Source organism: Streptomyces sp. NPDC001594 (assembly GCF_042893675.1).
Taxonomy (GTDB): Bacteria; Actinomycetota; Actinomycetes; order Streptomycetales; family Streptomycetaceae; genus Streptomyces.
Genome location: NZ_JBIAVB010000003.1, coordinates 1 through 21,557, shown reverse-complemented (window position 1 = coordinate 21,557; position 21,557 = coordinate 1). Strand labels below are relative to the sequence as shown.

Below are 21,557 nucleotides of genomic sequence, written 5' to 3'. Positions count from 1 at the left end.
ATGCGGCTCGAACCCGGACAGGTGGCCGTCGTCACCGGCGCCGCGAGCGGCATCGGCCTGGCCATGGCCCGTCGCTTCGCCGCCGAAGGCCTCAAGGTGGTCCTCGCCGACGTCGAGGAGGGCGCCCTGCGCAAGGCCGCCGACGAGCTGAGGGCGGAGGGCGCCGAGGTGCTCGCCCGCACCGTCGACGTCAGCGACCGCGACTCCGTCGTCTCCCTCGCCGACGCCGCCTACGACACCTTCGGCGCGGTCCACGTGCTCTGCAACAACGCCGGCGTCGGCTCGGGCGCCGAGGGCCGCATGTGGGAGCACGAGCCGAACGACTGGAAATGGGCCTTCTCCGTCAACGTCTGGGGCGTCTTCCACGGTATCCAGGCCTTCGTCCCCCGCATGATCGCCGGCGGCGCCCCCGGACACGTGGTCAACACCTCCTCCGCCGACGGCGGCATCGCCCCGCTGCCCACCGCCTCCGTGTACGCCGTCACCAAGGCGGCCGTGGTCACCATGACCGAGTCCCTCTACGCCCACCTCAAGGCGGAGCGCGCCGCCGTCGGCGCCTCCGTCCTCTTCCCCGGACCACACATGCTGCGCACCGGCCTGTGGGAGTCGCACCGCAACCGCCCCGAGCGCTACGCGAAGGAGCGGCCGCGCAAGTCCCCGTACCGCACCCTCGACCAGTACGAGTCCGCGATGCGGGCGGCCGGGCACGAGGTGCGCTTCACCCCCGTCGAGGAGGTCGCCGAGCACGTCGTCGACGGCATCCGCGCCGACCGCTTCTGGATGCTCCCGGACAGCGAGCACAGCGACCGCCAGATCCGCGCCCGTTCGCAGTCGATGCTCGACCGCGCCAACCCCGCCTACCTGGAAAGCTTCATCCTCGACTGAGGAGAGACACACCGTGAGCGCGTACGAAGACCCGTACCTGATCATCTCCTCCGACTGCCACGCCGGACTGCCCACCGAGCAGTACCGCCCCTACCTGGACTCCCGCTTCCACCGCGCCTTCGACGAGTTCCTCGGCCAGCGCGACGCCCGCCGTGAGGAGGCCACCCGGCTGGGCATCCGCAACGAGGCCTTCGCCGAGAAGTGGTTCCACGACCACGAGGAGGGCCTCAAGGGCGGCTGGGACTCCGCCCAGCGGCTCAAGGAGCTCGACGGCGACGGGGTCGCCGCCGAGGTCGTCTTCCCCGACGCCGACGCCGTGGACAGCCAGACCGCCGCCCCCTTCGGCGTGGGCCTGGGGCTCTCCGGCGACCAGGACCCCGAACTCGGCATGGCCGGCGCCCAGGCGCACAACCGCTGGCTCGCCGAGTTCGTCTCCCGCAACCCCGAACGGCACTGCGGCGTCGCCCTGCTGCCCGTCACGGCCGAACCGGACAAGGTCGTCGCCGAGATCCACCGGGCCAAGGAGTCCGGGCTCGGCGCCCTGATGATCCCCTCCATGTGGGTGGACAAGGCCCCCTACCACGACCGCCGCTACGACCCCGTGTGGGCGGCCGCCGCCGAGACCGGGATGCCCGTCGTCACCCACTCGGGCGCCGCCCCGCGCCACGAGTACGGCGACCACCTGGGCATCTACGTCTCCGAGGTCACCTGGTGGCCGGCCCGGCCGCTGTGGTTCCTGCTGTGGTCCGGGGTCTTCGAACGCCACCCGGGCCTGAAGTTCGGCGTCGCCGAGTCGGGCTGCTGGTGGCTGCCGAACCAGCTGTGGTTCATGGACCGGCTCTACCTCGGCGCGCACGGCGGCAAGAAGCTCTCGCCCTTCGCCGAGCTGAAGCGCCCGCCCAGCGAGTACCTGGACCGCCAGGTGTTCGTCTGCGCCACCAACACCAAGCGGCGCGAACTGGCCCAGCGCTACGAGATCGGCGTGGACAACATCCTGTGGGGCTCGGACTTCCCGCACCCCGAGGGCACCTGGCCCGACACCCGCAACTGGCTGGCCAGGACCTTCCACGACATCCCGGTCGCCGAGACCCGGCGCATGCTGGGCCTGGCGGCGGCCGAGGTCTTCGGCTTCGACACGGCCGCGCTCGCCCCGCTCGCCCGCCGCATCGGCCCCACGCCGGCCGAGCTGGGCCAGAGCGCGGACCAGACGGCGGTGGAGGCCTCCTGGGCGCGTTCCCGCGAGACCGGCCGGCACTGGCTGACCGGCGGGGACTTCCCCGTGCTGGGGGTCTCGTCATGACGGAGGACCGCTACACCGTCGTCTCGGCGGACTGCCACGCGGGCGCCGACCTGTTGGACTACAGGCCGTACCTGGCCAAGCGCCACCACGAGGCGTTCGACGCCTGGGCCGCCACCTACGTCAACCCGTACGAGGACCTCCTCGCCGACACCGCCGACCGCAACTGGAACTCGGCGCGCCGGCTGGCGGAGCTGGAGGCCGACGGCATCGTCGCGGAGGTCGTCTTCCCGAACACCATCCCCCCGTTCTTCCCGAAGGCCTCCCTGATGGCGCAGCCGCCGTCGGCGGCGGAGTACGAGCTGCGCTGGGCGGGCCTGCAGGCGCACAACCGCTGGCTGGCCGACTTCTGCGCGGACGCGCCGGGCCGGCGGGCGGGGGTGGCGCAGATCCTCCTCAACGACGTGGACGCGGCGGTGAAGGAGATCCGCCGCACCCGGGAGGCCGGGCTGACGGGCGGCATCCTGCTGCCCGGCGTCCCGCCCGGCTCGACGGTGCCGGAGCTGTACTCGGACGCGTACGACCCCCTCTGGGCGGTCTGCGCGGAACTGGACGTCCCGGTCAACCACCACGGCGGCTCGGCGTCCCCGCCGCTGGGCGACGAACCGGCCGCCCGCGCGGTCTTCATGGTCGAGACCACCTGGTTCTCGCACCGCGCCCTGTGGCACCTGATCTTCGGCGGCGCCTTCCGCCGCCACCCGGACCTGAAGCTGGTCCTCACGGAACAGGGCTCGGGCTGGATCCCGGGGGTGCTCCAGATGCTGGACTACTACCACGGCCGCCTGGTCGCGGCCTCGTCCACGGCGGAGTCCAAATTCGGGGCGGGCCTCGCCGAAGCCATGGGCAAGGGCCCGAGCGAGGTCTGGCGGGACAACTGCTTCGTCGGAGCGAGCTTCATGCGCCCCCACGAGGTCCCGCTGCGGGAACGGATCGGCCTCGACAAGATCATGTGGGGCAGCGACTACCCCCACGACGAGGGCACCACCCCCTACTCCCGCGAGGGCCTGCGCATCGCGTACGCGGGCCTGCCGAGGGAGGAGGTCGCGGCGATGGTCGGCGGCAACGCGGCCCGGGTGTACGGCTTCGACCTGACCCTGCTGGACGCGGTGGCCGCGAAGCACGGCCCCCTGGTCTCGGAGATCGCCGAACCCCTGACGTCCGTCCCCCCCGACGCCACCAGCCCGGCGTTCGCCCGAGGGGGGTCGGTCCGGGTCTGGTGACGGTGGCTCCCGCCGGGGCGGTTCCTACAGGAACAGGAGCCGCTCCGGCGGGAACAGTTCGGCGCCGCGTACGTCCATGTCCCGGTACACCTCGACGGTCAGCTGCGGCAGGCCGGCAAGGGGGGTGAGGTCCACGGTGCCGCAGGCGCTCAACGAGAGGGTGGCCAGGTCCTTCAGCTCTTTCAGGGCGGCGAGTCCCGCGCTGAAGCGGCAGTCGGAGAAGAAGAGGGTGTCCAGCCGGGGGAACCGCAGCAGGTCCTGGGGGGCCAGGGCGTGGTGGTGGATGAGCTGGAGTGTGGCGAGGTCCGGGGGGTGGGCCATCGCGCACAGCTCATCGGTCTGACGGCTCCCCGTGAGGCTCAGGTACGAGAGGTCGGGCCAGCGCTCCAGGCCGTCCAGGGACAGGTCCTCCGTCCCCTCGTACAGCCACAGGCTGGTGAGTTGCTGCCGTCCCGGAAGTTCGCCCACCGCCCGGTGGCCGTCCGCGGTGGCCAGGCCGAGGTGGAGCAACTCGGTCAGCTTCTCCAGGACCCCCAGACCTACGCGGGGGCTGCCGAACGTGAACAGGTTCCTCAAAGGGAGCTCCGCCAGGGGGCCCAGGTCCGAGAGCGCCGTGCAGCCGGTCAGACCGACCCACTCCAGCTCCCTGAGGCCCGCCAGGGGGCTCAGGTCGGTCAGCTCTGGGGCGTCGACCACGTACAGCTCCCGCAGACCGCGACGCGAGGAGACCTCGGGCGGAACGTACGCGAGGTCGAACAGCCGCAGACGGTTGACGTGTGGGAGCGCCGCCAGGCAGTCCAGCTGCTGCGGGGTCCGCAGCGTCAGGACCCCGTTGCCCAAAGAAGCACCGGAGAGAACGGCGTCGGCGTAATCGGCCGCCTCGAACTTCCCCCAGGCGTCGTCCAGTTCCGTGACGACCCTGGGCCGCACGTCCTCCCGGAACCGGCGGATTACGGACAGGGCCCGCTCCCCGCCCACCATGGCCGCCGTGCGGACTGTGGCGGCGGCCTCCCGCTCGCCCAGGTCCCCGTCCGGCCCTGGCAGCAGCTCCAGTACCAGCTCCCCGGCCTTCGCCAGCTCCTCCGCCTGCTGCGGCGTGCGCGGCGGGAGGAGTTCGGTGGTGCGGGACTGAATCTCGCGCCGCAGGGCCGGCTCCAGTTCCGGAGCGTGTTCCAGGCAGGCGGCCGCCAGCAGGGTCAGGCGGTTGCGGGCTCCCTTGACCTTGTCCGCGCGCTTCAGCAGCCCCCGCAGGAGGCGGCTCCGCTCGTCCGGGCGGGCGTGGCCCACCGCCATGCGGACCACGTCGTCCCAGGTGTCGTCCTGGGCGTTGCGTACGAGAACGCCGAAGTCCCTCGACTCCACCGCCGCTTTCGCGCCCAGGTAGTCCTGGAAGGTGCGGTGCACGAAGTCCACCGAGCCCGCCATCGGCTCCCGCAGCAGCCCGCTGCGGATGAGGAGGTGGGTGAACACCTGGTTCGCGTCGCCCTGCTCGCGGACCTGCGGCATGACCTCCAGCCACTCCGCCACCAGCTCGACGGCCTCCTCCCGTCCCGCCTCCACCTGCCCGTTGCGGATCAGCCAGTACGCGAACCGCTGGAGGAGCACGATCTGTTCGTCCCGAGTGAGGTAGACCCCCTCGACCCGATCGATCTCCCGCTCCGCGTCCCGCCGGACCAGCAGCATCTCCAACGCCGCGTCGTACAGCTCCTTCCGCGCACGCGGCAGCTGCATCCGCCTGTCCCGGTTCAGAGCGCACAGCAGCGCGCACATCAGCGGGTTCGTCGCGAGCCGGCCCAGGTCCCGGCGGGCGGAGACCGCCTCCCGCAGCGAGGACTCGTACACGCCGAGGTCCTCGCCCGGGAACTCCACGGCGGCGGCCCGGTGCCAGTGCCCGACGAACGCCCCGACGTCCTCCCGTTCCATCGGCAGCAGAGAGTGCGCCACGAACCCCTGCCGGGCGAGCCAGTCCTCCGGGACCGCCGAGGGGCGGGTGGTGACCACGTAACGGGCATGCGGGAAGGCGGCGACCAGCCCGCGCAGCCAGGTCTCGGTGCGGCCGCGCAGCCGCTGCGGCACCTCGTCGACCCCGTCCACCAGGACCAGCGCCCGCCCGTTCAGCATCAGGTCCTCGACCCAGCCGGTCGGTGCCGACAGCGGTACGCCTGAGGCCTTGAGGAACTCCTCCGGCATCGGCAGGACATCGGCGTTCGTGAACGAGCGCAGCCGCAGAACGAACGGCACGTCGGTGCCGTGCCGGGCCGCGTCGACGGCGAGCCACTGGAGGAGCGTGCTCTTGCCGGAGCCCGCCGGGCCGCGCAGCAGGACCCGGTCCGCCTCGCCGAGCGCCTGTTCCGCCCGGATCGACGTACGGTGCACGCCGGGCTCGCCCGGCATGGGCGGATGCTGTTCGCCGCTGACCGCGAGGCTGATGTACGCCAGGTCCAGCGGCCATTCCTCCCGGGCGCGGCCGGTGGTCAGGCCGAAGAGCTGGAGCCGCCCGTGGGTTTCGGCCACCCAGCGCGCGTACCGTTCCTCGAAAGCGTACGCCGCCCCGTCCGCGCGGTCCGCCAGCCGGTCCACTGACCGCTGCAACGCGCCGGTGCGGCGTACGAGCTCCACGTCGGCCCGGGCCCCGAAGGACGGCAGCGTCGTCAGGTACTCCACCGCGTGCGCGCAGGCCTGCCGGATCAGATCCCGGGCCAGCGCCTCGGCCGCCGGGCTCAGCCCCGCCCCGGCCGGCACCGGCAGCTCCGCCGCCAGCCGGGCCGGGTCCAGGTCCCCCGCGAACAGGGCCTCAGCGCCGAGCGCCCCGCCCGCGAACGCGTCGGCCACCGCGTCGAGCGCCGCGAGCCGTTCGTGTTCCGGTAGCCGGGACACGGCCCCGCCCAGCCGCTCCGCCAGCCCCTCGGCCAGCCTCCGCGCCTCCGGCGCCCCCAGTTCCTCCGGCCGCCGCCAGCGCGCGGCCGGTCGTACCGGGCGGTCCGCGAGCCCCGCGCCCGGTACCTGCCCCAGCCGGGACCTCCACAGCCACCCCGCCGCCGTGCTCGCTGCCCTCAAAGCGGCGGTTTCCACCCCTGCCATGCGCCCTCCCCCTTGTACCCCGGGTAACCCCGTCGGATACTGATCGGTAACAACCCCTAGCGGCACCCCGGAACCCGCCCTAAGGTGCGCCCATGCCAAATCTGCCCGATGTCGTGCTGTGGTCCATACCCGCCTTCGTGCTGCTCACCGTCATCGAGGTGGTCAGCTACCGGCTCCATCCCGACGAGGACGCCGCCGGCTACGACGCCAAGGACGCGGTCACCAGCGTCACCATGGGCATCGGCAGCATCGGCTTCGACCTGCTCTGGAAGCTCCCGGTCGTCGCGGTCTTCACCGCCGTCTACGAACTGACCCCGCTGCGGGTGCCGTTCCTGTGGTGGACCGCCCTGCTGATGCTCCTCGTCCAGGACTTCCTCTACTACTGGCAGCACCGGCTCCACCACGTCATCCGCATCCTGTGGGCCTGCCACGTGGTCCACCACAGCAGCAAGCGGTTCAACCTCACCACCGCCCTGCGCCAGCCCTGGACCAGCGCGACCACCTGGTGGTTCTACCTGCCGATGGTCGCCCTCGGGGCGCACCCCGCCGCGATCCCGTTCTGCTACGGCATCAACCTGCTCTACCAGTTCTGGGTGCACACCGAGCGCATCGGCAAGCTCCCGCGCCCCTACGAGTACGTCTTCAACACCCCCTCCCACCACCGCGTCCACCACGCCTCCCAGGGCGGTTACCTGGACCGGAACTTCGGCGGCATCCTGATCGTCTGGGACCGGATGTTCGGGTCCTGGGTGGGGGAGACCGAGCGGCCCGTCTACGGGCTCACCAAGAACATCGGCACCCACAACCCCCTGCGCGTCGCCACCCACGAGTACGCCGCCATCGCCCGCGACGTCCGCGCCGCCCGCAGCTGGCGCGAACGCGCCGGGCGGGTGTTCCGCGGGCCCGGCTGGCAGCCCGCCCCGGCCCCGGCCGCGGTCGCGCGGGCCGAGAAGGCACCGGAGCCCGCCGCGTGAGCGCCGTCCGGCCCCTTGCGCGGCCCGTGCCGCGGAGCGCCGGCGCCGCCGGGCGGATCCTGCTCGGCGGCTTCGCCGCGGCCTCGGCCGTCGACCTCGTCTCGCTGCTGGCCGGCTGGCACCCGGGACACGTGGTCGCCAAGCCGCTGCTGATGCCGCTGCTCGTCGGATACGTGCTCACCCTGCGCGCCCCCCGGCTGCTGGTCGCCGCGCTGCTGTTCGGCTGGGGCGGGGACCTCGCCCTGCTCTTCGACGCGGAGCCCGCCTTCCTCGTCGGCATGGGCTCCTTCGCCGCCGGGCACGTGTGTTACCTCATGCTTTTCAACAAACACAGGTTCGGGCGGGGGCGGACCAGCCCCGTGCTCGGGGGCGCGTACGCCGTGGCGCTCGTCGGGACCGTCGCGCTGCTGTGGCCCGACCTGCCCGCCGGGCTGCGGATCCCCGTCGCCGGGTACAGCCTGCTGCTGGCCTCCATGGCCTACCGCTCCAGCGCGCTGGGCCGGGTCGCCGGGGTGGGCGGGGCGCTGTTCCTGCTCTCCGACACCCTCATCGCCACCGGGGTGGCCGAGTGGCCGCAGCTCCCGCGCCCCGACTTCTGGATCATGGCCACCTACCTGGCGGCCCAGTACCTGCTGGCCGTGGGAGCGGTCCGCCGGGAGCAGGCGTACGGTAGGGAAGTCATACAAGACTGAACGATCTCAACCGGAGGGCTGCACCACCATGCGCGCCACCGTCATCCACGCCCCGCACGACATCCGCGTGGAGGAGGTGCCCGACGCTGCGATCCAGCGCCCCGAGGACGCCGTCGTCCGCGTCCTGCGTGCCTGCATCTGCGGCAGCGACCTGTGGGCCTACCGCGGCGAGGCCCAGCGCCAGCCCGGCCAGCGCATCGGCCACGAGTTCCTCGGCGTCGTCGAGGAGACCGGCTCCGCCGTCTCCGGCCTGAAGGCCGGCGACCTGGTCGTGGCCCCCTTCATGTGGTCCGACGGCACCTGCGACTACTGCTCCGAGGGCCTGTACACCTCCTGCGTGCACGGCGGATTCTGGGGCTCGGTCGGTTTCGACGGCGGCCAGGGCGAGGCCGTGCGGGTCCCGCACGCCGACGGCACCCTGGTGAAGCTGCCCGCCGCGGCCGCCTCCGACGACCACCTGCTGACCGGCCTGCTGGCCCTCTCCGACGTCATGGGCACCGGCCACCACGCCGCCCTGGGCGCCGGCGTCCGCGCCGGCTCCACCGTCGCCGTCGTCGGTGACGGCGCGGTCGGCCTGTGCGGGGTCCTCGCGGCCAAGCGCCTCGGCGCCGAGCGGATCATCGCCCTGGGCCGGCACAGCGCCCGCACCGACATCGCGAAGCTGTTCGGGGCCACCGACGTGGTCGCCGAGCGCGGCGAGGCCGCCGAGGCGGCCGTGCGCGAGCTGACCGGCGGCCAGGGCGCGCACGCCGTCATCGAGGCCGTGGGCACCGAGCAGTCCATGCGCACCGCCGTGAACATCACCCGCGACGGCGGCGCCATCGGCTACGTCGGCGTCCCGCACGGCAGCGGCACCGGCCTCGACCTCGGGGTCATGTTCGACCGCAACATCAGCCTGCGCGGCGGCGTCGCCCCGGTCCGCGCGTACATCCCGGAACTGCTGGAGGACGTGCTCAGCGGTGCGATCGACCCGGCGCCCGTCTTCGACCGCGCCGTCTCCCTGGACGAGGTCCCGGACGGCTACCGCGCGATGGACGACCGCAGCGCCCTCAAGGTCCTGATCAAGCCCTGACCCGGCGGACGCGGGGGAGAGACCGGGCGGGCGACCCCCGCCCGGCCCCTTCCCGTCAGTGCTTCACGGCCTTGAGGGCGTCGACCACGCCCGCGCCGTAGTAGCCGGTCTGGCCCCACTTGGCCCGGCAGGTGGTCGCGTCGACCAGGTTGCCGGTGGAGTCGTAGATCTTGTCGGGGCAGGCGGTCTTCGTCGCCTGCGCCTTGAGCATCGTCTGGAGCTGGGAGGGCGTGGCCCCCGGGTGCGCGCTCTTGAGCAGGGCGGCGACGCCCGCCACGTGCGGGGTGGCCATCGAGGTGCCCTGCTTGTAGCCGTAGCCGCCGCCCGGGAGGGTGGACAGCACCCGGCCGTTGGCGTCGGGGGTGGCCGGGATCTGCCACTTGTCGCCGCCGGGGGCGGCCACGTCGACGACGCCGAGGCCGTAGCTTGAGTAGTACGAGCGCAGCCCCTTGTCGCCGGTCGCGCTGACCGTGACCACGCCCGGCAGCTGCGTGGGCAGGTCCAGGCAGACCTTCGGGTCTATGGTGCGCGGTACCGGGGTGGCGTCGTCGGGGCTGGTCTCGTCGGTGATCGAGTCGGCGGCCAGGTCCCAGTTCTCGTTGCCGGCCGCGGCCACGTTCAGCACGCCCTTGCGCTCGGCGTACCTGCTCGCCCGGGTGAGGGCCTCCACGAGGGCCTTCTGGTCGTCGTCCGTCTTGCAGTTGAAGTACCAGGGGTCGACGTAGTAGCTGTTGTTGGTCACCTCGATCCCCTTCTCGGCGGCGAACATGAAGCCGCAGACGACCGCCTCGGTGTAGAAGAGGCTGGTTCCGGGCTCGCTCACCTTGATCGCGGCGACCTTGACGCCCGGCGCGACGCCGCTGACGCCGATCCCGTTGCGCGCGGCCGCGATGGTGCCCGCCACGTGCGTGCCGTGGTCGCTGCCGTTCGCGTACGGGCGCCAGGCCCCGTCGGTGGTGTCCGCGACGCCGCCGACGCAGTTGGCGGACTGCTCCCTGGAGAAGTTCGGGGCGAGGTCGGGGTGGGTGTCGTCCACGCCCGTGTCGATGACGCCCACGGTGACGTCCCGGCTGCCCGCGTTCACCTTCTGGGCCTGGTCGGCCTTGATCGCCCGCAGGTCCCACTGGTCGGCTTCGAGGGGCTCCTGCCCCGGTTCCGCCGCCGCGGCGGCCCGTGCGGCGTCCGCCTCGCCCAGCCGCTGGGTGGTGCCCTCCTCGGTGGTCTGCACCGTCTGGAGAGGGGCCGTACGGGTGGCTCCCACGGACACGAACAGGTTCCGCTGGGCCCGCAGCTGCTTGGCGAAGTCCGGGTTCTGGGAATGTGCGACGACGACGCCGATCTGCTCATAGGACGTCACCACCGTCCCGCCGGCCTGCTCGACGGCCTTCGCGGCCTGCCGGGCCGTGCCGTACGCGGTCAGGTTCGCCACGTACGAGAGCGCGGGGCCGGTGGCGGCGGCCCGGGCGGCCGGCGCCGGACCCGCCGTGTCGCCCAGCGGCGCGGCCGAGGCAGCCACCGAGGGCAGGAAGGCGAGTGAGGCCGTGAGCGCCAGACCGACCGAAACGGCGAGGGCCCGCCGGCGGCCGGATCCCAGATGAGCCATGGGTTCTCCACATCATCCGTGAATGAGCAGTCCGCACGCGGTCGCGCCGGACGCGTTCATGACAGGCGAACCTAGCGCCGCCGTTCGCCTTTGCGCCATCAGTTCGAGGAATCAGCCGTTCAAAACGCAGAACCGCCGAAGAAGCAGAGGGTGTTGAACCGACCCGGCGCGCCGCACGTGCCGTTCACCGGGGGGCTCAGCACCACGCCCCCCGCACGGAGGTTGTTTTGTCCGTCCCCACCGCACCCGCGTCACAAGGAGAACCCCCCGTGACCACGCAAGCAGCGCCGCCGCCGGGCGGCGCGGGACCGGCCCCGGTGTCGCCCGAAGAGTTCGTGCGCGTCCAGCAGAGCCCCGAGTTCGCCGAACTGCGCAGCTCCTACCGTTCCTTCGCCTTTCCGCTCACCGTGGCCTTCATCGCCTGGTACCTGCTCTACGTCCTGCTGTCCAACTACGCGGGCGGCTTCATGGGGACCAAGCTCTTCGGCAACGTCAACGTCGCCCTGGTGCTCGGACTCGCCCAGTTCGCGACGACCTTCCTGATCGCCTGGCTCTACTCGCGGCACGCCAACGCCAAGCTCGACCCCAAGGCACGGGCCATCAAGAACCGGCTGGAGGGAGGAGCGTGAGCGCCATCCCGCACCTGACGACCGCCGCCGGCGCCACCGAGCACCGCCCGCTGATCATCACCCTCTTCGGTCTGTTCGTCGTCGCCACCCTCATCATCACGGTCTGGGCCGGACGCCAGACCAAGGACGCCGCCGACTTCTACGCCGGCGGACGCCAGTTCACCGGCTTCCAGAACGGCCTCGCCATCTCCGGCGACTACATGTCCGCCGCGTCCTTCCTCGGCATCGCCGGAGCCATCGCCCTCTTCGGCTACGACGGCTTCCTCTACTCCATCGGCTTCCTCGTGGCCTGGCTGGTGGCCCTGCTGCTGGTCGCCGAACCGCTGCGCAACTCCGGCCGCTACACGATGGGCGACGTGCTCGCCTACCGGATGCGCCAGCGGCCCGTCCGCACCGCCGCCGGCACCTCCACCATCGTGGTCTCGATCTTCTACCTGCTCGCCCAGATGGCCGGGGCCGGCGTGCTCGTCTCGCTGCTGCTGGGCATCACCGCCGACGGCGGCAAGATCGCCGTGGTCGCACTGGTCGGCCTACTGATGATCGTCTACGTGACCATCGGCGGGATGAAGGGCACCACCTGGGTCCAGATGGTCAAGGCGGTGCTGCTGATCGCGGGCACCCTGCTGATCACCTTCCTGGTGCTGCTGAAGTTCAACTTCAACGTCTCGGCGCTGCTCGGCCAGGCCGCCGAGCACAGCGGCAAGGGGGCGAAGTTCCTGGAGCCGGGCCTGAAGTACGGCAAGGACTCGCTGACCAAGCTGGACTTCCTCTCCCTCGGCCTCGCCCTCGTCCTCGGCACCGCCGGACTGCCGCACATCCTGATCCGCTTCTACACCGTCCCCACGGCCAAGGCCGCCCGCAAGTCCGTGAACTGGGCCATCGGCATCATCGGCGCCTTCTACCTGATGACCATCGCCCTCGGCTTCGGTGCCGCGGCCCTCCTCGACCGCGACGCGATCATCAAGTCCAACAAGGCCGGCAACACCGCGGCCCCGCTGCTCGCCCAGGCCGTCGGCGGCGGCCCCGACTCCACCGGCGGGGCGATCCTCCTCGCGGTGATCTCCGCGGTGGCCTTCGCCACCATCCTCGCCGTGGTCGCGGGCCTCACCCTGGCCTCCTCCTCGTCCTTCGCGCACGACATCTACGTCAACGTCATCCGCAAGGGACGGGCCACCGAGAAGGAGGAGGTGCGCGCCGCCCGCTGGTCCACCGTGGTCATCGGCGCCGTCGCGATCTTCCTCGGCGCGCTGGCCCGCGACATGAACGTGGCCGGCCTGGTCGCCCTCGCCTTCGCGGTCGCCGCCTCCGCCAACCTCCCGACGATCCTCTACAGCCTTTTCTGGAAGCGCTTCACCACCCAGGGCGCCCTGTGGTCCATCTACGGAGGCCTGGTCTCGGCGGTCGGCCTGGTCCTCTTCTCGCCGGTGGTCTCCGGGAAGCCCACCTCGATGTTCAAGGACGCCGACTTCTACTGGTTCCCGCTGGAGAACCCCGGCATCATCTCCATCCCGCTGGGCTTCCTGCTGGGCTGGCTCGGCACGCTCCTGTCCAAGGAGAAGGCCGACCCCCAGAAGTTCGCCGAGCTGGAAGTTCGCTCCCTCACCGGCACCGGAGCCCACTGACAGGGGCTCCCCGAAACCGTACGAACACCGTGCGTGGCCGCATCGTACTTCCGTACGATGCGGCCGCGTTACGTCTCGTTCATTCGGGCACCCCTCCGGGACACACGGGTCGCGTACGCTCGATTCCATAGAACCTCTAGATCCGGACAGGGGAGGGGGCCCACAGTGCTTCTCGACACGTACGGCCGCGTGGCCACTGACCTGCGCGTCTCGCTCACCGACCGGTGCAACCTGCGCTGTACCTACTGCATGCCCGAAGAGGGCCTGCAGTGGCTGGGGAAGTCCGATCTGCTCAGCGACGACGAGATCGTCCGGCTGATCCGCATCGCCGTCACGCACCTGGGCATCACCGAGGTCCGCTTCACCGGCGGCGAGCCGCTGCTGCGGCCCGGCCTCGTCGGCATCGTCGAGCGGTGCGCGGCCCTTGAGCCCCGCCCCAAGATGTCGCTGACCACCAACGGCATCGGCCTCAAGCGCACCGCACAGGCGCTCAAGGCCGCCGGCCTGGACAGGGTGAACGTTTCGCTCGACACCCTGCGCCCCGACGTCTTCAAGACCCTCACCCGCCGCGACCGCCACCACGACGTGATCGACGGCATGGCCGCCGCCCGCGCGGCCGGCCTCACCCCGGTCAAGGTCAACGCCGTCCTGATGCCCGGCCTCAACGACGACGAGGCCCCCGACCTGCTCGCCTGGGCCGTGGAGAACGAGTACGAGCTCCGCTTCATCGAGCAGATGCCGCTCGACGCCCAGCACGGCTGGAAGCGCGAGGGCATGATCACCGCCGGGGACATCCTGCAGTCCCTGCGCACCCGCTTCACCCTCACCGAGGAGGGCGCCCAGGAGCGCGGCTCCGCCCCCGCCGAGCGCTGGGTGGTCGACGGCGGCCCGGCCACCGTCGGGGTCATCGCCTCCGTCACCCGCCCGTTCTGCGGGGCCTGCGACCGCACCCGGCTCACCGCCGACGGCCAGGTGCGCACCTGCCTGTTCGCCACCGAGGAGTCCGACCTGCGCTCCGCGCTGCGCTCGGGAGCCCCGGACGAGGAGATCGCCCGCCTGTGGAAGGTGGCGATGTGGGGCAAGAAGGCCGGCTCCGGCCTGGACGACCCGTCCTTCCTCCAGCCCGACCGCCCGATGTCCGCGATCGGCGGCTGACCGCACCCCGGCACCTACGCGAAACGGCCCTCCCGGTGCGGGAGGGCCGTTTCGGCGTGTCAGCGCTCCGAACCCTCCGGCTGCACCCACTCCTCCAGCTTCACCACGTCCTTGAGGAAGCCGCGCACGCCGAGGAACTGCGACAGGTGCTCGCGGTGCTCCTCGCACGCCAGCCAGGTCTTGCGCCGCTCCGGCGCGTGCAGTTTCGGGTTGTTCCACGCCAGGACCCATACGGCCGCGTCGCGGCAGCCCTTGGCGGAGCAGGTGGGGATATCGGAAGAGGTCACGACCCCAACCCTACAAACGGAAGGGCGACGCCGGGCAGCCACGGGGGGAGCTGCCCGGCGTCGGTCCGTCGCTCCGACGGGGGATGCGGAGCGCGTAGGCAGTATGTCACGCAGGACCGGGTCGGGTGCACCGGAACTTCATGATTGATCTGAGGTTTTCCTGAGGTTCCCCGGCTCCAGTGCGGGGCGCACGGGGGCGGGTACGAAGTGCGACGGCAGCGAGGGCGCCGACTCGCGCCCGGCGTTCGCGATGACCACCGCGATGTAGGGGAGCAGGAGGCCCGCGGCGAGCGTCACGACGGCCACATGGCGCTCCACGTTCCACAGGACCACCGTGGCGATCACCGACAGGGTCCTGATGCCCATCGAGATCACGTACCGGCGCTGGCGCCCCCGTACGTCCTCCGCGAGTCCCATGCGGGCACCGGTGATCCGGAAGACCTCGGCCCCGTTCCGCTTCGTCCGCTGCATGCCCCCCACGGTACGCCGCCCCCTCGGCGGCGGGGAGGAGGGGGTACCGCCCGAATGGAGCCGCCCGACATGCGGGGTGCGCCCCGCGGGCCGAGACTGGCCGCACATGCGCACACCGCGCCGCGAGGAGGCTCGACATGTCTTGGTTGTGGGCGATCATCGTCGGTTTCGTGCTGGGCCTCATCGCCCGGGCCATCCTGCCGGGCAAGCAGCACCAGCCGCTCTGGCTGACCACCATCTTCGGCATCCTCGGCGGCATCCTGGGCAACGCCGTGGCGACCTGGATCGGTGTCCACGACACCAAGGGCATCGACTGGATCCGCCACCTGCTCCAGCTGGCCGGCGCCGTGGTCGTCGTCGGACTGGGCGACATGATCTACCTGGCCGTCCGGGGCGACCGGCGCCGCACGGCGTAACGCCGGCGGGACACGACGAAGGGGCCGGTGCGGACCTCGCGGTCCGCACCGGCCCCTCGCCGCAGTGCCGTCAGGCGCCGGTCACCTCGACCGCCGCCAGGTTCTTCTTGCCCCGGCGCAGCACCAGCCAGCGCCCGTGCAGCAGGTCCTCCTTCGCCGGGACCGCGTCCTCGGCGGTGACCTTCGCGTTGTTCACGTAGGCCCCGCCCTCCTTCACGGTCCGGCGGGCGGCGGACTTGCTGGCGACCAGGCCGGTCTCCGCGAACAGGTCCACCACCAGGCCCAGCTCCGCCACCCGCGCGTGCGGCAGCTCGGACAGGGCCGCGGCCAGCGTGGCCTCGTCCAGGTCCGCCAGCTCACCCTGGCCGAACAGCGCCTTCGACGCCGCGATCACGGCCGCGCACTGGTCCGCGCCGTGCACCAGCGTGGTCAGCTCCTCCGCGAGGGCCCGCTGCGCGGCGCGCGCCTGCGGACGCTCGGCGGTCTGCGCCTCCAGCTCCTCCAGCTCCTCACGGGAGCGGAAGGACAGGATCCGCATGTAGGTGGAGATGTCCCGGTCGTCCACGTTCAGCCAGAACTGGTAGAACGCGTACGGCGTGGTCATCTCCGGGTCGAGCCACACGGCTCCGCTCTCGGACTTGCCGAACTTGGTGCCGTCCGCCTTGACCATCAGCGGGGTCGCCAGCGCGTGCACCTGGGCCTGCGGCTCCAGGCGGTGGATCAGGTCCAGGCCGGCCGTCAGGTTGCCCCACTGGTCCGAGCCGCCCTGCTGGAGCACACAGCCGTAGCGGCGGTACAGCTCCAGGAAGTCCATGCCCTGGAGCAGCTGGTAGCTGAACTCGGTGTAGCTGATGCCCTGGTCGGACTCCAGCCGCTTGGCGACCGAGTCCTTCGTCAGCATCTTGTTGACGCGGAAGTGCTTGCCGATGTCCCGCAGGAACTCGATCGCGGACATGCCCGCGGTCCAGTCCAGGTTGTTGACCATGACCGCCGCGTTCTCGCCCTCGAAGGACAGGAACGGTTCGATCTGGGTGCGCAGGCGCGTCACCCAGTTCGCGACGGTCTCCGGGTCGTTCAGCGTCCGCTCGGCCGTCGGCCGCGGGTCGCCGATCTGCCCGGTCGCCCCGCCGACCAGCGCCAGCGGGCGGTGACCCGCCTGCTGGAGCCGGCGCACGGTAAGCACCTGCACCAGGTGTCCCACGTGCAGCGAGGCGGCCGTCGGGTCGAAGCCGCAATAGAACGTGACGGGACCGTCCGCGAAGGCCTTGCGCAGCGCTTCTTCATCGGTGGACTGGGCGAACAGCCCGCGCCACTTCAGTTCGTCGACGATGTCCGTCACGGTCTCTCGACTCCTTACGATTTGTGGAAATGCCGTGCTCAGTCTAGGTGCGTCAGACGCCCTTGCTGACCGAACTCATGTTGAAGTCCGGGATGCGGACAGCGGGCATCGCGGCCCGTGTGAACCAGTCGCCCCACTCGCGCGGCAGGGTCTTCTCGGTGCGTCCCGCCTCCGTCGCCCGCGAGAGCAGGTCCACCGGGGACTCGTTGAACCGGAAGTTGTTCACCTCGCCCGTGACCTGCCCGTTCTCCACCAGGTACACCCCGTCCCGGGTCAGGCCCGTCAGCAGCAGCGTCGCCGGGTCGACCTCGCGGATGTACCAGAGGCAGGTCAGCAGGAGCCCCCGCTCGGTGGACGCCACCATCTCCTCCAGGGACTTCTCCCCGCCCCCGTCCAGGATCAGGTTCCCGAAGGCCGGGGCCAGCGGCAGCCCCGTCAGGCCGGCGCTGTGCCGGGTCGTGGTCAGCCGGGCCAGCTCGCCGCCGCTGATCCACTCGGTCGCCGGCACCGGCAGGCCGTTGTCGAAGACCGAGGCGTCGTCGCCCGAGCTGTGCGCGATCACGAACGGCGCCGACTCCAGGCCCGGCGCGTTCGGGTCGCTGCGCAGGGTCAGCGGCAGCCGCGAGAGGCGCTCGCCGATCCGGGTGCCGCCGCCGGGCTTGGAGAAGACCGTCCGGCCCTCCGCCGCGTCCCGGGCCGCCGCCGACCACATCTGGTAGATCAGCAGGTCCGCCACGGCCGTCGGCGGCAGCAGCGTCTCGTACCGCCCGGCCGGCAGCTCCACCTTGCGCTCGGCCCAGCCGAGGCGGACGGCGAGCTCGGCGTCCAGGACGGTCGGGTCGACGTCCTTGAAGTCGCGGGTGGCGCGCCCGGCCCAGGCGGAGCGGGACCGGCCATCGGCAGTCGCAGTGGACTTGGCGTTGAGCTCCAGGGTGCCGTTCGGCTGGTCGTGGCGCAGCCGCAGGCCCGTCGAGGTGCCCACGTACGTGGAGACCAGCTCGTGGTGGGCGAAGCCGTAGAGCTCCCGGCCGCCCGCCCGGGCCCGGGCGAAGGCCTCGCCGAGGGCCGGGGCGAAGTCGGCGAAGACCGCCGAGGAGGTCTCGTCCGGGGCGTCCGTGAAGTCGGGCGAGGCCGGGGTGCCGGTCACCAGCGGCTGGGCGTCCTCGGCCGGGCCCGCGGCCCGCGCGGCCGCCTCGGCGGCCCGGACCAGCGGCTCCAGGTCGGCGGCGGTGACGGCGGAGCGGGAGACGACCCCCGAGGCCGTCCCCTGACCGCCGTCGACCGTGGCGATGACGGTGAGGTTGCGGCCGCGGGTGACGCCGTTGGTGGTCAGCGCGTTCCCGGCCCAGCGCAGGTTGGCGCTGGACTCCTCGTCGGCGATGACGACGCAGCCGTCGGCGGTGGACAGCTCCAGGGCCCGCTCGACGATCTCGTGGGGCTTCGTACGGCTCATCGGCCGGCCTCCTGGGTGGTGTTCAAGATGTTGACGTCGCGGAACAGGGCCGACGGGCAGCCGTGCGAGACCGCCGCGACCTGGCCCGGCTGCGCCTTGCCGCAGTTGAAGGCGCCGCCCAGGACGTAGGTCTGCGGGCCGCCGACCTTCTCCATGGAGCCCCAGAAGTCGGTGGTCGTGGCCTGGTACGCGACGTCGCGCAGCTGCCCGGCCAGCCGGCCGTTCTCGATCCGGAAGAAGCGCTGCCCGGTGAACTGGAAGTTGTAGCGCTGCATGTCGATCGACCAGGAGCGGTCGCCGACCACGTAGATCCCGCGCTCGACCCCGCCGATCAGGTCCTCGGTGGACAGCCCGCCCGGATCCGGCTGGAGCGAGACGTTCGCCATGCGCTGGACCGGGACGTGCCCGGGGGAGTCGGCGTAGGCGCAGCCGTTGGAGCGGCCGAGGCCGGTCAGCTTCGCGATCCGCCGGTCCGTCTGGTAGCCGGTCAGGGTGCCGTCCTTGACCAGGTCCCAGCTCTGGGCCGCGACGCCCTCGTCGTCGTAGCCGATGGTGGCCAGGCCGTGCTCGGCGGTGCGGTCGCCGGTCACGTTCATGATCGAGGAGCCGTACTTCAACGTACCCAGCTGGTCGAAGGTGGCGAACGAGGTGCCCGCGTAGGCCGCCTCGTAGCCGAGCGCCCGGTCGAGCTCGGTGGCGTGGCCGATGGACTCGTGGATGGTCAGCCACAGGTTGGACGGGTCCACGACCAGGTCGTAGCGGCCCGCCTCCACGCTCGGCGCCCGCATCTTCTCGGCGAGCAGGCCCGGGATCCGCTCCAGCTCGCCGTCCCAGTCCCAGCCGGTGCCGGTCAGGTACTCCCAGCCGCGCCCGGCGGGCGGGGCGATGGTGCGCATGGAGTCGAACTCGCCGGTGGTGGCGTTCACGGCGACCGCGGTCAGCTGGGGGTGGACGCGGACCCGCTGCTGGGTGGTCGTGGTGCCCGCGGTGTCGGCGTAGAACTTGTTCTCGTGGACCGCCAGCAGCGAGGCGTCCACGTGCGCGACGCCCTCGGCCGCCAGCAGCCGCGCGCTCCACTCGGCGAGCAGGGCCGACTTCTCGGCGTCCGGCACGTCGAAGGGGTTCACGTCGTAGGCCGAGATCCACGTCTTGTCGGCGTGCACCGGCTCGTCGGCGAGCTCGACCCGCTCGTCGGAGCCCGCCGCCTTGATGACCTGCGCCGACAGCTTCGCCATGGCCACGGCCTGCGACGCGACCTTGGCCGCGCCGTCCATGGTCAGGTCCACGCCGGACGCGAACCCCCAGCTGCCGCCGTGCACCACCCGGACCGCGTAGCCCAGGTCGGTGGTGTCGGAGCCGCCGGAGGGCTTGGCGTCCCGCAGCCGCCACGAGGCGCTGCGGATCCGCTCCAGACGGAAGTCGGCATGGTCGGCGCCCAGCGCGCGCGCCCGCGCGAGCGCCGCGTCGGCGAGCGCCCGCAAGGGCAGCGCGGTGAAGGCCGCGTCGATGGAATGGGCCACGGGGGTCCTCCCGGAGTCGGGGACGGTCTGCTCGATCATGTCGCGATCGGACCCCAGGTGACCACAGGTTTCTGTAGGTATTCGACAGCCCCCGTCGCGAGGCCCTGTCGGAGCCCGATTCTCCGGATGCCGACCGCGACCTATAGGTTTTTGCTACTCAGACAGCTAAGCGAAAGGGTGATCCGTTGAGCCGCTCGGTTCTCGTCACCGGAGGAAACCGGGGCATCGGCCTCGCCATCGCCCGCGCCTTCGCCCAGGCCGGCGACAAGGTCGCGATCACGTACCGCTCGGGAGAGCCGCCGCAGGAGCTCACCGAGCTGGGTGTGCTGGCCGTGCGCTGCGACATCACCGACTCCGAGCAGGTGGAGCAGGCCTACAAGGAGATCGAGGCCAAGCACGGCAACGTCGAAGTGCTGGTGGCCAACGCCGGCATCACCAAGGACACGCTGCTGATGCGGATGTCCGAGGAGGACTTCGCCTCCGTCGTCGACACCAACCTCACGGGTACCTTCCGTGTCGTGAAGCGGGCCAACCGTGGCATGCTGCGCGCCAAGAAGGGCCGTGTGGTCCTGATCTCCTCGGTCGTCGGCCTGCTGGGCGCGGCCGGCCAGGCCAACTACGCCGCCTCGAAGGCGGCGCTGGTGGGCTTCGCCCGCTCGCTCGCCCGTGAGCTGGGCTCCCGCAACATCACCTTCAACGTCGTCGCCCCCGGCTTCGTGGACACCGACATGACGAAGGTGCTCAGCGACGAGCAGCGCGCGGGCATCATGGCGCAGGTCCCGCTGGCGCGCTACGCGCAGCCCGAGGAGATCGCGGCCGCCGTGAGCTTCCTGGCGTCCGACGACGCCGCGTACATCACCGGAGCCGTCATTCCCGTTGACGGCGGATTGGGCATGGGTCACTGATCACCATGAGCGGAATTCTCGAGGGCAAGCGGATCCTCATCACCGGCGTGCTGATGGAGTCCTCCATCGCCTTCCACGCCGCCAAGCTGGCCCAGGAGCAGGGCGCCGAGGTCATCCTCACCGCGTGGCCGCGCCCGTCGCTGACCGAGCGCATCGCCAAGAAGCTCCCGAAGCCGGTCAAGGTGATCGAGCTCGACGTCACCAACGACGAGCACCTGGCCCGCCTGGAGGGCCTCGTCCGCGAGGAGCTCGGCGGCCTCGACGGCGTCGTCCACTCCATCGGCTTCGCCCCGCAGGACGCGCTGGGCGGCAACTTCCTGAACACGCCGTTCGAGTCGGTCGCCACCGCGATGCACGTCTCGGCGTTCTCGCTGAAGTCGCTGACCATGGCCTGCAAGCCGCTGTTCCCGGCGGAGGGCGCGGCCATCGTCGGCCTCACCTTCGACGCGCAGTTCGCCTGGCCGCAGTACGACTGGATGGGCCCGGCCAAGGCCGCTCTGGAGGCCACCAGCCGCTACCTCGCCCGTGACCTGGGCAAGGAGAACATCCGCTGCAACCTGGTCTCGGCCGGTCCGCTCGGCTCGATGGCCGCGAAGTCCATCCCGGGCTTCTCCGACCTGGCGGACACCTGGAACCACCGCTCCATGCTGGAGTGGGACATGAGCGACCCCGAGCCCACCGGCCGCGGCATCGTGGCCCTGCTGTCCGACTGGTTCCCGAAGACCACGGGCGAGATCGTCCACGTGGACGGCGGCCTGCACGCGATGGGCGCCTGACCCTCCCGGTCGGACCCCTCGTCCGTACGGCGGTGGGCGCGCCCCCCCCCCCCGGGGGGGGGGCCCCCCCCGCCCCCGGGCGGGGGGGCCCGGGGGGGGGGGGGCGGGCGGGAGGGCCGGTGGGCCGCCCCCCCAACATACCCCGGCGGAAAACAGGACA

19 protein-coding genes are annotated in these 21,557 nt (G+C 71.7%); 12 read left to right on the top strand and 7 right to left on the bottom strand.

The window, feature by feature from the left end:
• The 3 genes from ACFY0O_RS06390 to ACFY0O_RS06380 are packed head-to-tail and all read left to right on the top strand — an operon-like array spanning position 1 to position 3,402.
• On the top strand, positions 1-885 hold the full coding sequence (locus tag ACFY0O_RS06390; RefSeq protein ID WP_388943532.1) for an SDR family NAD(P)-dependent oxidoreductase: 885 nt from the start codon (positions 1-3) through the stop codon (positions 883-885).
• Positions 886-898: 13 nt separating this feature from the next.
• On the top strand, positions 899-2,185 hold the full coding sequence (locus ACFY0O_RS06385) for an amidohydrolase family protein (RefSeq protein ID WP_388943529.1): 1,287 nt from the start codon (positions 899-901) through the stop codon (positions 2,183-2,185).
• A complete protein-coding gene (locus ACFY0O_RS06380; RefSeq protein ID WP_388943527.1) occupies positions 2,182-3,402 on the top strand; it encodes an amidohydrolase family protein in 1,221 nt (406 codons plus the stop codon). The genes ACFY0O_RS06385 and ACFY0O_RS06380 overlap by 4 nt, the downstream gene beginning before the upstream one ends.
• 24 nt (positions 3,403-3,426) lie before the next feature.
• Here the strand turns inward: ACFY0O_RS06380 and ACFY0O_RS06375 are convergent, their stop codons facing one another.
• Positions 3,427-6,483 carry an NACHT domain-containing protein gene (locus ACFY0O_RS06375; RefSeq protein ID WP_388943525.1) on the bottom strand — a complete coding sequence of 1,019 codons (3,057 nt, stop codon included), beginning with the start codon at positions 6,481-6,483 and terminating at the stop codon, positions 3,427-3,429.
• 92 nt (positions 6,484-6,575) lie between these two features.
• On the opposite strand from ACFY0O_RS06375, the gene ACFY0O_RS06370 reads away from it, so the two are divergent.
• From ACFY0O_RS06370 to ACFY0O_RS06360, 3 genes are read left to right on the top strand one after another with little or no spacing between them, the layout of a single operon-like run.
• Positions 6,576-7,457, top strand: coding sequence for a sterol desaturase family protein (locus ACFY0O_RS06370; RefSeq protein WP_388943522.1), 882 nt, complete (start codon positions 6,576-6,578; stop codon positions 7,455-7,457).
• Positions 7,454-8,149 carry a lysoplasmalogenase gene (locus ACFY0O_RS06365; RefSeq protein ID WP_388943520.1) on the top strand — a complete coding sequence of 232 codons (696 nt, stop codon included), beginning with the start codon at positions 7,454-7,456 and terminating at the stop codon, positions 8,147-8,149. The genes ACFY0O_RS06370 and ACFY0O_RS06365 overlap by 4 nt, the downstream gene beginning before the upstream one ends.
• Positions 8,150-8,177: 28 nt before the next feature.
• Positions 8,178-9,221: a zinc-dependent alcohol dehydrogenase family protein gene (locus ACFY0O_RS06360; RefSeq protein WP_045946374.1), complete on the top strand. Its 1,044-nt coding sequence runs from the start codon at positions 8,178-8,180 to the stop codon at positions 9,219-9,221.
• A gap of 55 nt (positions 9,222-9,276) precedes the next feature.
• On the opposite strand, the gene ACFY0O_RS06355 is transcribed toward ACFY0O_RS06360, so the two are convergent.
• Positions 9,277-10,824, bottom strand: coding sequence for a S8 family serine peptidase (locus ACFY0O_RS06355; protein WP_388943517.1), 1,548 nt, complete (start codon positions 10,822-10,824; stop codon positions 9,277-9,279).
• 269 nt (positions 10,825-11,093) lie between these two features.
• Here ACFY0O_RS06355 and ACFY0O_RS06350 point away from each other — a divergent pair, with 269 nt between their 5' ends.
• From ACFY0O_RS06350 to moaA, 3 genes are all read left to right on the top strand, one after another.
• Positions 11,094-11,453, top strand: coding sequence for a DUF485 domain-containing protein (locus ACFY0O_RS06350; protein WP_388943514.1), 360 nt, complete (start codon positions 11,094-11,096; stop codon positions 11,451-11,453).
• Complete coding sequence (locus ACFY0O_RS06345) at positions 11,450-13,075, top strand: cation acetate symporter (protein WP_388943511.1); 1,626 nt, start codon at positions 11,450-11,452, stop codon at positions 13,073-13,075. The genes ACFY0O_RS06350 and ACFY0O_RS06345 overlap by 4 nt, the downstream gene beginning before the upstream one ends.
• Before the next feature lie 165 nt (positions 13,076-13,240).
• Complete coding sequence (gene moaA, locus ACFY0O_RS06340; protein WP_388943509.1) at positions 13,241-14,230, top strand: GTP 3',8-cyclase MoaA; 990 nt, start codon at positions 13,241-13,243, stop codon at positions 14,228-14,230.
• Positions 14,231-14,289: 59 nt separating this feature from the next.
• Here moaA and ACFY0O_RS06335 read toward each other — a convergent pair whose 3' ends face one another.
• Both ACFY0O_RS06335 and ACFY0O_RS06330 read right to left on the bottom strand, forming a co-directional pair.
• Positions 14,290-14,517 (bottom strand): hypothetical protein, encoded by a 228-nt coding sequence (locus ACFY0O_RS06335; RefSeq protein ID WP_388943507.1) that lies wholly within the window; start codon positions 14,515-14,517, stop codon positions 14,290-14,292.
• A 138-nt stretch (positions 14,518-14,655) separates the two neighbouring features.
• Positions 14,656-14,988 (bottom strand): DUF3099 domain-containing protein, encoded by a 333-nt coding sequence (locus tag ACFY0O_RS06330; RefSeq protein ID WP_358893081.1) that lies wholly within the window; start codon positions 14,986-14,988, stop codon positions 14,656-14,658.
• A 137-nt stretch (positions 14,989-15,125) separates the two neighbouring features.
• On the opposite strand from ACFY0O_RS06330, the gene ACFY0O_RS06325 reads away from it, so the two are divergent.
• Positions 15,126-15,404 (top strand): GlsB/YeaQ/YmgE family stress response membrane protein, encoded by a 279-nt coding sequence (locus ACFY0O_RS06325; protein ID WP_358893080.1) that lies wholly within the window; start codon positions 15,126-15,128, stop codon positions 15,402-15,404.
• 70 nt (positions 15,405-15,474) lie between these two features.
• Here ACFY0O_RS06325 and tyrS read toward each other — a convergent pair whose 3' ends face one another.
• From tyrS to ACFY0O_RS06310, 3 genes are read right to left on the bottom strand one after another with little or no spacing between them, the layout of a single operon-like run.
• Positions 15,475-16,743, bottom strand: coding sequence for a tyrosine--tRNA ligase (gene tyrS / locus ACFY0O_RS06320; RefSeq protein WP_388943503.1), 1,269 nt, complete (start codon positions 16,741-16,743; stop codon positions 15,475-15,477).
• A gap of 52 nt (positions 16,744-16,795) precedes the next feature.
• Positions 16,796-18,196 (bottom strand): metallopeptidase TldD-related protein, encoded by a 1,401-nt coding sequence (locus ACFY0O_RS06315; RefSeq protein ID WP_388943500.1) that lies wholly within the window; start codon positions 18,194-18,196, stop codon positions 16,796-16,798.
• Positions 18,193-19,755 carry a TldD/PmbA family protein gene (locus ACFY0O_RS06310; protein ID WP_388943497.1) on the bottom strand — a complete coding sequence of 521 codons (1,563 nt, stop codon included), beginning with the start codon at positions 19,753-19,755 and terminating at the stop codon, positions 18,193-18,195. The genes ACFY0O_RS06315 and ACFY0O_RS06310 overlap by 4 nt, the downstream gene beginning before the upstream one ends.
• A 146-nt stretch (positions 19,756-19,901) precedes the next feature.
• Here ACFY0O_RS06310 and fabG point away from each other — a divergent pair, with 146 nt between their 5' ends.
• Together fabG and fabI are read left to right on the top strand one after the other, a co-directional pair.
• A complete protein-coding gene (fabG, locus tag ACFY0O_RS06305) occupies positions 19,902-20,621 on the top strand; it encodes a 3-oxoacyl-[acyl-carrier-protein] reductase (protein WP_358893077.1) in 720 nt (239 codons plus the stop codon).
• A 5-nt stretch (positions 20,622-20,626) separates the two neighbouring features.
• Positions 20,627-21,397: an enoyl-ACP reductase FabI gene (gene fabI, locus ACFY0O_RS06300; protein ID WP_388943494.1), complete on the top strand. Its 771-nt coding sequence runs from the start codon at positions 20,627-20,629 to the stop codon at positions 21,395-21,397.
• Positions 21,398-21,557: the final 160 nt, after the last annotated feature.

Excerpts from the sequence above, each read along its gene's own strand:
- ACFY0O_RS06390 (WP_388943532.1), top strand. The coding sequence starts at position 1 with ATGCGGCTCGAACCCGGACAGGTGGCCGTCGTCACCGGCGCCGCGAGC.
- ACFY0O_RS06380 (WP_388943527.1), top strand. The coding sequence starts at position 2,182 with ATGACGGAGGACCGCTACACCGTCGTCTCGGCGGACTGCCACGCGGGC.
- ACFY0O_RS06375 (WP_388943525.1), bottom strand. The coding sequence starts at position 6,483 with ATGGCAGGGGTGGAAACCGCCGCTTTGAGGGCAGCGAGCACGGCGGCG.
- ACFY0O_RS06370 (WP_388943522.1), top strand. The coding sequence starts at position 6,576 with ATGCCAAATCTGCCCGATGTCGTGCTGTGGTCCATACCCGCCTTCGTG.
- ACFY0O_RS06360 (WP_045946374.1), top strand. The coding sequence starts at position 8,178 with ATGCGCGCCACCGTCATCCACGCCCCGCACGACATCCGCGTGGAGGAG.
- ACFY0O_RS06355 (WP_388943517.1), bottom strand. The coding sequence starts at position 10,824 with ATGGCTCATCTGGGATCCGGCCGCCGGCGGGCCCTCGCCGTTTCGGTC.
- ACFY0O_RS06330 (WP_358893081.1), bottom strand. The coding sequence starts at position 14,988 with ATGCAGCGGACGAAGCGGAACGGGGCCGAGGTCTTCCGGATCACCGGT.
- ACFY0O_RS06325 (WP_358893080.1), top strand. The coding sequence starts at position 15,126 with ATGTCTTGGTTGTGGGCGATCATCGTCGGTTTCGTGCTGGGCCTCATC.
- ACFY0O_RS06315 (WP_388943500.1), bottom strand. The coding sequence starts at position 18,196 with ATGAGCCGTACGAAGCCCCACGAGATCGTCGAGCGGGCCCTGGAGCTG.
- ACFY0O_RS06310 (WP_388943497.1), bottom strand. The coding sequence starts at position 19,755 with ATGATCGAGCAGACCGTCCCCGACTCCGGGAGGACCCCCGTGGCCCAT.
- fabI (WP_388943494.1), top strand. The coding sequence starts at position 20,627 with ATGAGCGGAATTCTCGAGGGCAAGCGGATCCTCATCACCGGCGTGCTG.